Raw genomic sequence first — 12,853 nt, forward strand, 5'->3', positions numbered from 1 at the left:
CCGATGTTTAGGCACAGTATATTTTTTATCTTTTTTGTAGTGCTAGCAGGATGCGCACAAATTCCTGAAGAAAAAGTTGATGAGCGTGACCCGTTACAGTCATTTAACCGTCCAATGTACGATTTTAATATGGACGTACTCGACGCGTACATTCTTCGCCCTGCAGCGGTTGGTTATGTGGCCGTTACGCCTATGCCTGTTAGACGCAGTATTGTGAATTTTACCGATAATATCACTGCACCAACAGACATGGTAAATGCGGGTCTTCAAGGCAAGCCTGGTAATATGGGAATTAGTCTGGCACGCTTTTTAGTCAATTCAACGGTCGGTTTGTTGGGTCTCTTCGATGTTGCTTCATCACTGGGGTTAGAGATAGTGGATGAAGATTTTGGCCAAACACTGGGTGTTTGGGGAGTTGGTGATGGTGCCTACTTAATGATCCCAGGCATGGGACCAAGTACAGCCCGTAATTTAACTGGTGATGTTGTCGATAACGTTGTATTACCAGAAATAGCCCTGACTACACCGCAAACCGTCTTGGTTTTTGTTTTAAAAGCAGTGGAGGCCCGTGCCTCATTGATAAACCAAGAAAGTTTATTAAATGAGTCGCTCGATCCGTATATCTTCGTAAAAGATGTCTATTTTCAGCGCCAGCTCTATGAGCTTCACGATGGCAATCCCCCCATCGAAAAAGAGCCTGATGACTTTGATGAAGACTTCTTAGAAAATCTTTAAAAAGTATCCTATAAAAAATGCCAGCATGAATGCTGGCATTTTTTATGGAGATGAAGCGGGGTGGTATTAGTCGCCAAACACAGCCATTTGTTCATTCGCCCAGTTAACAGCGTCATGGTATGCATCGGGAACTTCTTCAGGCTTCAGACCAAGTGCTTGCTGTATTTCATTGGCGTTTTGCCAATTAGCTTGCTCATATTGTTTTACCAAGCGTAAATAACTGGCTAAAAGGCCTTCGTCTTTAAGAAGCGCAACTTTAATGTCGTTTGCCAACGGCAACTTATTCATTACGCTAGACATCTCTTCATCTAAAATAGCGTCCATTAAGGACATCATACCGGTTAAAAATGCCATTCCTGTATCACGGAATTTTCCGTGACTGATTGCCAATAACTCTGCAAATCGAGCACGAGTGAGTGATAATCGAATAAGCTCTGCAGGCTTATCAGCAGCCACTTGTGCAGCAAAAAGTAGCGATAAGAAGCGTTTAATTTCTTCACTTCCCAATACAATAAGTGCTTGTTTAATAGTGCTTATTTCTGCACGGCGTTTAAACGCGGCTGAATTTGAGTAACGTAATAATTTATAAGATAAATTAACATCACGCTCAAAGACTTCAGTGATTTTCTTAAGGTTTAGATCAACACTCGATGTTTCGTATAAAAGCTCAGCAAGTGCCATCTCTGACGGAGGCAGCGTTTTACTTTGTACCATTTCAGGTTTTGAAAAAAAGAAACCTTGGAAATAACTAAACCCTAGGTCGAGAGCAAGTTGATATTTTTCGTGGGTTTCTACTTTCTCAGCAAGTAATTTTATATGAGGGAAAGGCTTTATTGCCTCAATTACCTCTTTAATTGACTCGGCCTCGGAGCTTAAAAAGTCGATTTTAATAATATCGATAAACGGATAAAAATGACGCCAAACAGGTTGATGAATATAGTCATCAAGGGCAAGTGTATAGCCTTTTTCTTTTAAATCTTTGACTAAAGCAAGCAGGCGTTTTCCCGGTTGAATTGTTTCAAGGATTTCGACAACAACGTGGTCTTTACCTAATAACAGCGGATAGCCTTTTTGTAAGGTGTCTAAAGTAAAGTTAATAAAAGCGGGTTTATTGTCGGTTAAATCTTCTAAGCCGAAATTAAACTGGCTCCCTTCAATAAGCCGTGAAGTTGCTTCATCGCCATCGATGTCTGGAAACACATTATCTACACCATCCCGAAAGAGGAGCTCGTAGCCTATGAGTTTCTTTTCCTTATCTAAAATCGGTTGGCGCGCAGCGTAAAAATACATAATTGAAGCAAGTCCACATCTGTTAATTCATTTCCTTCCCGCAATATATTGCATTGAGCTTAAAATAGCATTAGTTAAATAAATTTTATGCGGGAAACGTAATTTTATTCTCTTGTTCAAGACCTTAAGACTAAGATAAATTGTGCTTAAATTCTATAACTTGAATTAAATATCAGAAAAATTGTTAGCAAACCGTTGTTATTGTAAATTATACAGCTCATCGGCTTAATTGGAGTTGTGGGGCACAAGCATGATATAGTCGTGTGTGATACTGGCTTTTATCCCAATAATGTCTTAAAACTAAGTAACTTGCGAGTCATTATTTGGATTAGAAGCCTACATTGATTAATTTTTGGAGGCTGATTTGGAAACAGGAATGATAATTTCGTTAGCATTGTACTTCATTGTTATGTTGGGAATAGGGCTTTATGCCTATAAGCAATCAACTGACGATGTATCGGGTTATATGCTAGGTGGGCGTAATTTATCACCCAGTGTAGCTGCGTTATCGGCAGGTGCGTCTGACATGAGTGGTTGGCTGTTAATGGGTCTGCCAGGTGCAATGTATTTATTTGGTTTAAGTAAAGTTTGGATTGCAATAGGGCTCGTATTAGGTGCTTGGGCAAACTATTTCCTCGTAGCGCCGCGATTACGTGTGTATACCGAAAAGGCGAATGACTCGATTACTATCCCAGACTACTTCGCTAATCGATTCGATGATAATAAGAATATTCTTCGCGTTATTTCTGCCATTGTGATCATTGTCTTCTTTACTCTTTATACCTCATCAGGTGTTGTTGCCGGTGGTAAATTATTCGAAAACTCATTTAATATGAGCTACGAAATGGGGCTCTATATCACCACGGGTGTTGTGGTTGTGTATACCTTGTTTGGTGGATTTCTTGCAGTAAGTTTAACGGACTTTGTGCAAGGCTGTATTATGTTTATTTCGTTATTAGCTGTGCCTATTGCGACTTTTACAATGCTTGATCAGCCTTTCATGGACACCTTGGCTAATGCTCGCTATGACCTCTTATTAAGCTCACCCAAAGAAACAGAAATTCATGCACTTAACATGATGGATTGGTTTGCAGGTGGCTCGACAATTGCGATTATTTCGGCAATGGCTTGGGGCTTAGGCTATTTTGGTCAGCCACATATTATTGTTCGCTTTATGTCAGTGCGCTCAGTTAAAGATATGCCTACCATGCGTCGTATTGGTATGTCTTGGATGACATTGTCTGCAATTGGCGCTGTATTTACTGGTTTATTCGGTGCGGCTTATATGCTTGAAAACCAAATGCCAATTGACGATAAGGAAACAATTTTCTTAGTTTTATCTGAACTCATTTTCCACCCACTGATCGCAGGTTTTCTCCTAGCTGCAATTTTAGCAGCGATTATGAGTACTATTTCTTCGCAGTTATTAGTGTGTTCGAGCTCTTTGACTGAGGATTTTTATAAAATTTACCTGAATCGCGACGCGTCTCAAAAAGAGTTGGTATTAATTGGTCGTGTTAGTGTGATGTTGGTTGCCGTTTTTGCTATCTACTTAGCTTATGACCGTGATAACTCTATATTAGATTTAGTGAGCAATGCATGGGCAGGGTTTGGTGCTGCATTTGGACCGTTAGTGTTGCTTAGCCTTTATTGGAGACGAATGAACCTACAAGGGGCAATAGCGGGTATGGTTGTGGGCGCTGCGACAGTGCTGTTTTGGATTTATGCACCGATTACGATTGATGGTGAAAAGTTAAGTGCCATTATTTATGAAATTGTACCGGGCTTTATCTTATCAAGTATTGCCATTGTGGTCGTTAGCTTGAACACATCAGAGCCAAAACAAGAAATTACACAATTATTTGATGAAGTTGAATCGTCACTTTAGGACGCTAAGTGTCATTCTTTAGAATGTAATTAAAAAGGGCAACATAAGTTGCCCTTTTTTGTGTTAATTTTTTTAACTCTACTTTAAGAGTGACCGGTTACTTTGATGAATAATATCCGCTGCTAAAGTAAGGGATATTAACTGGCTGCTTTTTCTTTTATATCAGCGACTTTATCTGTGTCTGCTGATTTGGCTTTTTTCGGTTTGCTAGGCAGTTCTTTAGCGCCTTTTAGTACAGCCATAAATTGGTCTTTTTCTTTTGCTATTTCAAGGGCTAGAGATTCAATTTGTTGCTCACTTAATGGTACATCTACCTTCTCAAGCATGAGCTCTAACGACTCAGCGATGTCGAGCATTTTATCGTACGCATCAGCTTCTTTTTTGGTAGTAAACGTCATGCGCTCGACTCCGTTTCTTTCTACAACATATTTAACAACAACAGCCATGATTTCTCCTGCATTCAAGCGTGGCATTTGCAGCGTGTAATCGCTACTTTGATTACTGTTTTTATATACAGTAATCGTTTGGGGCCGAATTTGCAAGCTGCGTGTGTGTATTTTTTATGACATTAATTTGACAAAAAGGCATAAATTGACTTTATTTAGTTTGTCACCAAATTAGTGACGAATGTAATGGAATTAGTGTTCGGTGACGAGACTATTTAACAGTCCACGTAAGGACATCATGGAGGAAACAATGAAGTTTTTATCAAGTTTACTATTTGCAGCAAGTCTTGCATTACTGCCGGCGACTCAGGCACTCGCTGAAAAACCAGCTGAGTCAGTGCAAACAAAAATTCAAAAAGTGAGTATCAATAAAGCCACTGTAGAGCAACTTTCTCAGTTACCTGGCATTGGTAAATCGAAGGCTCAAGCCATTGTTGAGCATCGTAAGAATCAAGGCCCATTTAAATCAGTTAAGCAACTGAAAGAGGTTAAGGGGATTGGTGATAAATTGTTCGCTAAAATAGAAGGAAAAATTTCGCTTTAACTAAATAGTAATTTAAACAGGGCGTCTATTCGCCCTGTTTAAACTCTTGTATCGCTTTTCGCAGGTGAGGTTGAGCGAACATATTTTCAACCGGCGTTGTGATTAATGGGTAGCTTAATCCCGCTAATAATAACCAAGGTAAAAGCATCCAACCTTCAAAGTAGGCAAGGCCTAGAAACAAGGGCGCTAAAAATGCCAGTTTGCACACAGATAAAACGATTTTATGCATTGGGCTTAAGTGGCTCAGTGCAATTGCTATTATCTGCTGACGCTGCCTTACTTTAAAGGTCTTTAATTCAGGAATTTGACTGCTAAAAAAGTAAATCATTACAGTGACTTTTTGACTAGTAAGCGGCTTGCTAAAACCCCGACAAAAACAATTGAATATGCGGCAAAGATGACTTCCATCCATGCGGGCATACTCATTGACGCAAATTGCCAATCAATATTGCCACAGTCTCCTGTTGCTGCGAAAAAGTGCGGGATCCATTCATGTAGGGGCATGAAACTAGGGAAATTTGGCTCAAACGCACAGCTAAATGCAAATGGATCTGTGTTGTTTTGCATAGCAATGTGCTCTTTTGCGATAAAGTAGCCCCAAATGGCAGAGACTCCCCACGTTGCAAAGGCGATTAATCGGCAGGTTACAGCGTGTGGGTTTATTGCTCCAATGATACCCGCGGCTAAGAGACCAAGCATCGCTGTGCGTTGGTATATGCACATAATACAGGGTTCTAGACCCATACTATATTGAAAAAACAGGGCTGTTATTTCAAATGCGAGTGCCGTTAAGGCTAATAATACCCAAGGGGTTCTTTTGTTTGCTAACTCAGCTAACCAACTCATGAAAAATCTCATTTCTAATTGTTTTCAAGATTATGCTTAGGGACTGCGCAGGGTGCAAGTGCCTGCGATGAATATTCGTAAAAACAACGCAGATAAATAGTAAAGGAGCCAACGGCTCCTTTACTATATGTGTATGAATGAAGGTTAAACACTCACAGCTTGTAGAGATTCACTTTGATAACAACCCAGTACGCGAGTGTATTGGGTATGCTCTTTAAGCTCTTCTAGCGCTTGTTTTACATGTGCATCATCTAGGTTTGCTTCTAAATCAACGTAAAACACTTCTTCCCATGGATTTCCTGGCACTGGTCGAGACTCTAGTTTTACAAGGTTAATTTGATGGTGTTTAAATATCATCAAGGCATCTGCAAGCGAACCTGCTTGCTGTTTAGTTGCCATAATCAAACTTGTTTTAGTGGGGATTTGTTTAGAGACTTGCAATGGTTTACGTGCAACAACAATAAAGCGGCTGTGGTTTTCACTTTGGTTTGCAAGTCCAGACTTAACAACCTCTAGGCCAACATTTTTACCCGCCTGAGCAGAGCCAATGGCCGCACTATTCGGGTTCTCAACTGCGGATTGTAGCGCGTGAAATGTCGAATCACAGGTTTCATGTTGGATATCACCGAGCCCTTGCACAAAACGACTGCACTGTGCGAAAGGTTGTGGATGCGCATATATTTTATTGATGTGTGAAAGCTCAGTGCCCGGTATTGCAAGTAAACAATGCTCAACACTGTGAGTAACTTCACCTACAATAGAAACTTGGGCGTGTTGTAATAAATCAAAGACTTCATTGATACTGCCCGAACTTGTGTTTTCAATCGGCAACAAGCCAAAGTCGGCTTGGCCATTTTCAACTTTCCCCGTGATTTGCTCAAAGCTCGAGCAGCCTATTTCTATGACTTTACCCGGGCGGCGGCTAAAGTATTTATGGCATGCTAATTGGCTGTATGAGCCCTGACCACCTAAATATGCCACACGATGCGTTTCGCTCATTGCATCTGGGTTCAGGCTTTTTTGTAACATGGCCTGTTGATTTAATACGGAGTCTTCCAAAATAGTCTGGAACACATTATTGATGTAGTAGGCGTCTAACCCCAGCGACTTTCCATAGCTTATTAGCTTTTCAAGCAATGCTTGTTCGCGGGCTTCATCGCGAATGGGTTTATTGTTGGCAATTTTATATTCAACAACACTGTGACTAATACGTCGTCGTTTTGCGAGTAATACTAATAAATCGGAATCTATTTCATTGATATCGTGTCGTAACGCATTTAATGCATCGTTGCTCATGTTGGTTTCCTCATTCCAAAACAGTGCACAAACAAAAAAGCCTCCCAAGAGGGAGGCTTTAGCTATTCGGTGAATTTATCTCGCAAACAGTTAAGCCTCCTCTATCTAAAGAAGCTAAAAAACGAAAAATAAGTGCGAGAAATAATGTGTTTCATCCAGTTAATGTAAGAAGTGTCGTTTATAAAGTCAACAGCATATCGAAGGAATTTGCAAAACACATGGATTAGTTATGAAAATTCATCAATCTTCATAAAAAATTTATAAATCTAAAAATGAATCTGGTATATTTGTTTTTGGATAATAAATAATAACAATTATTAATAAGGTAGTCCTGTGGTGTATCGACGCCCGCCATCTCGTTTTGGTGTGAATTCGTTAAGTATGAAGCTATCGCTGCTGATTTCTGCAATTTGCTTAATTGCGGGTATTTGTGCAGCGGCATTAATGCTTAAATCAGAAGAAAAACAGCTCGTTTTTGAAGAACACGAACTTTTAAAGCATTCGAGTGAACGCTTAAGTCGTCAATTTAACGGCTTGATAAAAACAAAAACAAATATTGCTGAACAAGCGAATAATGTCGTTACTAGCCAGTTATTACTTAACGAGTCTCACTTGCAAAGTAATCACAATGCCGATATTAAATTTGCTGTTGATGGCAGCATACGCAGTACGTCTGCAGATGGACTCTCCGCCGCTTTTATTCCTCAAGATAACTATTCCGCTTTTTATAAAAGGCTGATTAACGATTCCGAGTCATTATGGAAAATAGTGTCACCGACACTTATTCAAGATTTCTTTAATTTTTATTTAGTCAGTAAAGATAACTTTATACGTATCGCGCCGCCAAACTGGGCACTCAATGTACCTGCTGAGTTTGATTTTACAAAAGGCGAAACATTTAACTACGCACAAGAAGCATTAAACCCAAGCCGAGAAGCAGTGTGGTCAAAAGTTTACTACGACACCATTTGGCATAAATGGGTGGTGAGTGTATTGGTACCGGTTTACCACAATAATGAATTTTTTGGTGTCACAGGCAGTGATATTGCGCTAGAAACCTTACTTGCTCAATTACCAATTGGTGATCGCGAGCAACATTTATTTGTGTTTGATGCAAAAGGACAGTTACTTGCGCATCCCGATTTAGATAAATCGACATTAGAAGAATATGGCCGCGAAGGTAAAAAACTACTGACAAAAGACTTTGTTAATGCGGATTTACAAACGCTCGTCTCAGAGACTATTCGTTCTAAATTACCTGAATCTGCAAATTCATTTGTGCAAGGCGGCGAAACACACATTATCAATATTCGTAAAGTAGAAGGCCTTAACTGGTACATTGGTATTTATAAAAAGCGTTCTTCGGCGTTGTCTGCCTTAGAAGAGTTAAAAGTTAAGTTTTTTGGACTGTTTATTTTATATGCCATCTTAGTCGCACTGTTGTTACATCAAGCGCTTTACCAGCTTGTTCTGCGCCGTATCCACTCGTTAGTTAATGCCGTTGTCAGCTTTGGCAAAGGGCAATTGCAAACAGAGTTTCCGTACGCAAATAAAGATGAGATTGGCACCCTCAATGGCTCATTTAAAGATATGGCGATAGAAATCAGAAAGCTAATTGATGGATTAAATCAGCGTATCAGTGAAAAAGAAATTGCCGAAAAAGCGGCTAACCGATTATCAAAAGCGGTGGCATTCTCTGGAACCGGTGTTGTCATCACCAACCAAGATTTTGAAATTGAGTACGTCAATCCGAAAATGGTTGAGATGACTGGGTTTGAAGAGCGCTACTTTATTGGCTCGCCTTTAATGAGCATCATATCGCAAGAAATGGCCATTTTGGTTGACGACATAGATGTTGATTTAAGAAGCCGAAATTATTGGCGTGGCGATACACTGTTACAAGCCAATGAGCGCCAATCTGTATGGGTGTCATTAAGTATTTCGCCGATTCGTGAAGATGGCGGAAAAATTACCAGTTATGTTGCATCAGCGCAGGATATTTCGTTTGTAAAAGAAAGCCAACGTAAGATGGAGCAGTTAGCTTATTTCGATACACTAACCGGACTTGCCAACCGAACGTTCTTTAGAATGCAACTACGTAAATCGATGGCGCTTGCAGAGCGTGGGCATTATGCGTTTGCGTTATTTTATTTTGACCTAGATGAATTTAAGCGAATTAACGACACTTTAGGTCACGATGCTGGTGATCAGTTATTGGTCGAAGTGGCTAACCGTTTGAAAAAACGTTTACGCACAGAAGATACGATTGCCCGACTCGGGGGCGATGAATTTGCCGTACTGTTAAGTGGTATTGAGCATCAAACACATGCAATGGAAGTGGCAAATACGATTCAAAGAACGCTCAATGAGCCAATCAAACTTGGTAATAATGAAGTGATCATCAGTGCGAGTATAGGCATTACAATGGCACCATTTGATAGCCAAGAAGAAGATCAGTTACTTAAACATGCCGATTTGGCTATGTATGAGGCGAAAGCAAAAGGACGAAATACTTTCCACTTCTACAGCCAAGAATTAAATGCCGCTGCGAATGAACGGTTGTTCATTGAAAATGAGCTACGTAATGGCATTCGTGAGCGTCAGTTTGAGGTTTATTATCAACCTCAAGTTGATAGCCGAAATCAGCAAGTGGTTGGCTATGAAGCGCTTATTCGTTGGTTCCACCCTAAAGAAGGCATGATCCCACCGACTAAGTTTATTCCGATTGCAGAGGCAACCGGTTTAATTGTTGAATTAGGGGCGTGGGTTCTTCAAGAAGCGTGTGAGTTTGCTGCGCGTTTAGCGAGTAAAAACCTAAAAAATAATATTTCAATCAACTTATCGGCACGCCAGTTTAAAGACGCTAATTTGGTTTCGACACTCGATAAGATCATTAAACAAACAGGGGTTGAGCCTAAGCGACTTCATTTAGAATTAACTGAAAGTATGTTGATGGGGCATGTTGAAGCGGCAATTTTGCAGTTGCATCAGCTTAAAGCATTGGGCGTATCAATCTCTATTGACGATTTTGGCACAGGTTATTCATCGCTGAGTTACTTGAAACGTTTTCCTGTTGATATTCTCAAAGTCGACCGCTCATTTGTAAAAGATATCCCTGAGGATACCAATGACATGGAAATCACCGCGGCGATTATTGCTATGGCGCAAAAGTTAAAGCTTAATGTTGTTGCTGAAGGTGTCGAAACGATAGAGCAAGTTGAGTTTTTACAAAACAACAACTGCTATATTGTACAGGGTTACTATTACAGTAAGCCGGTGTCCGAAGCGCAGCTGCCAGCACTTTTTGAGCGCTTGAGCCATATAGAAGACGTTAATTAAAAGGGGGCTTTTTAGCCCCCTGCGATTTTAACTTTAAATTTGAGCGCTTCGAGAATCGCTTTAAGCTTTTCTCGGTCGTCGCCTTGAACCTCAATAATACCGTCTTTTACTGCACCGCCTTGGCCCATTTTACTTTTAATGGTTTTGGCGAGCTTTTTAAGATCATGTTGTTCAGCGTCAATGCCAACAACAAGCATGACACCTTTGCCTTTACGTCCTTTGGTTTGACGTTCAATGCGAAGGAAGCCATCTTTAAACACCTTACTTTGCAAAGGCTTTGTTTCTTTAGGTTGCTCAATGCGTCCAGTGGCTGTTGAATAAACTAGATTATTATCGCTCATAGTGATACTCGTTATAAAAGCTTGCCTAAATGATAACAAATTTCCTCTTAAGTGTTTTAATTTTTGGCTTATTTCTTCTAAGCAGTTATATTTAGATATGTCTTAGAAAAGATTTGTTTATTAGGAGTTTATTATGAGTTTGACGCGCAGCACTTCTGCTGATGGCGCTATTTTAACTGTACAAATCAAAGGAAAGTTTGATTTTAATCTGGTGCAATCTTTTCGTCAGGCATACGCTGACTTAAGCGATAACATAAATAAGATTGTAATCGATTTAAGAGAAACTGATTACATGGATAGCTCTGCGCTGGGTATGTTACTAAATATGAAAAAAAACCTTACGGGAAAAGTTGATAATATTCAAATTAGTAATTGTCAGCCGCAGCTAAAAAAGATTCTGCAAATTTCTCGTTTCGATAAAAAGTTCGACATTGATTAATGCTTAATATCCTGGTTGTTGACGATCTTGCTCTAAATCGTCGCATGTTAACAGTGATGTTAGAGCAACAAGGCTATCGAGTTTATAACGCTGAAAATGGCTTGATGGCGCTAAAATTACTGGCAGAGCACAGTATTGATATTGTGCTACTTGATGTCATTATGCCGGTTATGGATGGCTTTGAAACAGCTGCAATAATAAAAGAGCGTTTTAGCCAAGTTTATCTCCCCATTATTTTTATTACGTCGCTTGAAGACGAAGCCAGTTTTGAACGTTGTTTAGCGGTAGGCGGAGATGATTTTCTTCATAAGCCGTTTCAAGAAGTGATTTTAAACGCAAAAATTAAGGCGCACAGCCGAATAAGAAACTTAAGCCAAAAGGCGCGAGAACAAAATTTACAACTTGAGTATCACCAAAATCAAGTTGAACGCGAACACGAAATCGTTGAGCATATCTTTAATAATGCGTTAGAAAATCAAAAGCTATTTACGCAACACCTCGATTTTCATCTTTCACCCGCTGCCATGTTTAATGGTGACATGTTTCTCGTCGCGCAAAGTCCCATAGGCAGTTTATATTGCATGCTTGGGGATTTTACCGGCCATGGCTTAGCGGCTGCAGTTGGGGCCCTGCCAGTATCACGAGTGTTTTATACCATGGTGAGTAAAGGCATGTCAGTGAGTGATATTGCTGCTGAAATTAATGCTGTTTTGGCTAATTTATTACCTGGGCACATGTTCTGTGCTGCGACAATATTAGAGCTTAGCCATTCTGGACGCAGTTTATCTGCGTGGCTTGGCGGCTTACCTGACACCTATATCATTAACGATAAAGGCGAAATTACACGTACCTTAGAGTCCCAGCATATGGCACTGGGAATACTTGAGGGAGATGAATTTGAACGCGGTCTAATACATATCGAAGTCGAGCCAACCTCACGCGTTGTGATGGCTACCGATGGCATTATTGAAACGGCCAATCCTCAAGGTGATTTTTTTAGCGAGACGCGTTTTAAAGAAGCCTTGTGTTCAAAAGAAAACATTACAACAGCGCAGGTGTTAGAGCGGGTAAATAAATTTGCGCAAGGTAACGAACAACAAGACGATTTGAGTTTAGTGCTATTAAATTGTTTACCTGTTCCTGAACCAGAACAAGCGGCAGAGCCTTTTTCTCCTTTACCGTTTAACTTTTCTTTGAGCCTGAATTCAAAGCAAATAAAAAGCACAGATCCGGTGTTAGAGGTTGTGGATGTGCTCACCCAAGTAGCGGGCTTGAACGCGCATCGCGCAAATATATTTTTAATATTGTCTGAGGCATACAATAATGCTTTAGATCATGGGGTGTTAGGTTTAGATTCTGAGATTAAAAATCAAGAAGATGGTTTTTTAGTTTATTACCAAGAAAGAGACACCGCACTTGCCACTCTAAGCGACGCTTTAATTATTATTGATATTCGTTATTGCCCAGATAACTTAGCGTTGTATTTTACGGTGTGTGATTCTGGAAATGGCTTTGCTAAGGCACATGCCTCAGATCAAAGCTTAATGCGAGAGCATGGTAGGGGGTTAAGTTTACTAGGTGAAATAGCCTCTCATATTTCATTTAATGCCGCTGGGAACCAAGTCGAAATTTGTTATCAATTATCCTCATCAAGCACTAGCTCACACTAACAACGCATGTTATGATTCT

12 protein-coding genes are annotated in these 12,853 nt (G+C 40.1%); 6 read left to right on the top strand and 6 right to left on the bottom strand.

All coding sequences use genetic code 11. The annotated features are described in order from the left end of the window. Positions 1-3 precede the first annotated feature (3 nt). On the top strand, positions 4-735 hold the full coding sequence (locus H3302_RS04625) for a VacJ family lipoprotein (protein ID WP_036970030.1): 732 nt from the start codon (positions 4-6) through the stop codon (positions 733-735). Between the two features lie 66 nt (positions 736-801). Here H3302_RS04625 and H3302_RS04630 read toward each other — a convergent pair whose 3' ends face one another. After that, a complete protein-coding gene (locus H3302_RS04630) occupies positions 802-2,025 on the bottom strand; it encodes an EAL and HDOD domain-containing protein (protein ID WP_036970026.1) in 1,224 nt (407 codons plus the stop codon). Positions 2,026-2,401: 376 nt separating this feature from the next. Between H3302_RS04630 and putP the strand changes: the two genes are divergently transcribed. Beyond that, on the top strand, positions 2,402-3,913 hold the full coding sequence (gene putP / locus H3302_RS04635; protein WP_065978762.1) for a sodium/proline symporter PutP: 1,512 nt from the start codon (positions 2,402-2,404) through the stop codon (positions 3,911-3,913). A gap of 137 nt (positions 3,914-4,050) precedes the next feature. Here putP and H3302_RS04640 read toward each other — a convergent pair whose 3' ends face one another. Then, positions 4,051-4,359: a YebG family protein gene (locus tag H3302_RS04640; protein WP_074988669.1), complete on the bottom strand. Its 309-nt coding sequence runs from the start codon at positions 4,357-4,359 to the stop codon at positions 4,051-4,053. A 250-nt stretch (positions 4,360-4,609) separates the two neighbouring features. Between H3302_RS04640 and H3302_RS04645 the strand changes: the two genes are divergently transcribed. Beyond that, positions 4,610-4,903, top strand: a complete 294-nt coding sequence (locus H3302_RS04645) for a helix-hairpin-helix domain-containing protein (protein ID WP_075593876.1) — start codon at positions 4,610-4,612, stop codon at positions 4,901-4,903. Positions 4,904-4,928: 25 nt separating this feature from the next. Here H3302_RS04645 and H3302_RS04650 read toward each other — a convergent pair whose 3' ends face one another. The 3 genes from H3302_RS04650 to H3302_RS04660 all read right to left on the bottom strand — a co-directional run bounded on the left by H3302_RS04650 (position 4,929) and on the right by H3302_RS04660 (position 7,045). Continuing rightward, a complete protein-coding gene (locus H3302_RS04650) occupies positions 4,929-5,231 on the bottom strand; it encodes a DUF6170 family protein (RefSeq protein WP_036970014.1) in 303 nt (100 codons plus the stop codon). Continuing rightward, entirely contained in the window at positions 5,231-5,749 is a 519-nt protein-coding gene (gene dsbB / locus H3302_RS04655) for a disulfide bond formation protein DsbB (RefSeq protein ID WP_036970011.1), read from the bottom strand. Before dsbB ends, H3302_RS04650 begins: the two co-directional genes overlap by 1 nt. A 144-nt stretch (positions 5,750-5,893) precedes the next feature. Continuing rightward, on the bottom strand, positions 5,894-7,045 hold the full coding sequence (locus H3302_RS04660) for a chorismate mutase (RefSeq protein WP_036970008.1): 1,152 nt from the start codon (positions 7,043-7,045) through the stop codon (positions 5,894-5,896). A gap of 333 nt (positions 7,046-7,378) precedes the next feature. Here H3302_RS04660 and H3302_RS04665 point away from each other — a divergent pair, with 333 nt between their 5' ends. Beyond that, positions 7,379-10,384 (top strand): EAL domain-containing protein, encoded by a 3,006-nt coding sequence (locus tag H3302_RS04665; protein WP_118844097.1) that lies wholly within the window; start codon positions 7,379-7,381, stop codon positions 10,382-10,384. Between the two features lie 11 nt (positions 10,385-10,395). On the opposite strand, the gene H3302_RS04670 is transcribed toward H3302_RS04665, so the two are convergent. Further along, positions 10,396-10,725 carry a translation initiation factor gene (locus tag H3302_RS04670; protein ID WP_036970005.1) on the bottom strand — a complete coding sequence of 110 codons (330 nt, stop codon included), beginning with the start codon at positions 10,723-10,725 and terminating at the stop codon, positions 10,396-10,398. Between the two features lie 133 nt (positions 10,726-10,858). Between H3302_RS04670 and H3302_RS04680 the strand changes: the two genes are divergently transcribed. Both H3302_RS04680 and H3302_RS04685 read left to right on the top strand, forming a co-directional pair. Further along, complete coding sequence (locus H3302_RS04680; RefSeq protein ID WP_036970002.1) at positions 10,859-11,164, top strand: STAS domain-containing protein; 306 nt, start codon at positions 10,859-10,861, stop codon at positions 11,162-11,164. Continuing rightward, entirely contained in the window at positions 11,164-12,834 is a 1,671-nt protein-coding gene (locus H3302_RS04685; protein WP_074988667.1) for a fused response regulator/phosphatase, read from the top strand. Before H3302_RS04680 ends, H3302_RS04685 begins: the two co-directional genes overlap by 1 nt. Positions 12,835-12,853: the final 19 nt, after the last annotated feature.

The sequence above is a fragment of the Pseudoalteromonas sp. MT33b genome (assembly GCF_014117385.1).
In the GTDB taxonomy this organism is placed as follows: domain Bacteria; phylum Pseudomonadota; class Gammaproteobacteria; order Enterobacterales; family Alteromonadaceae; genus Pseudoalteromonas; species Pseudoalteromonas lipolytica.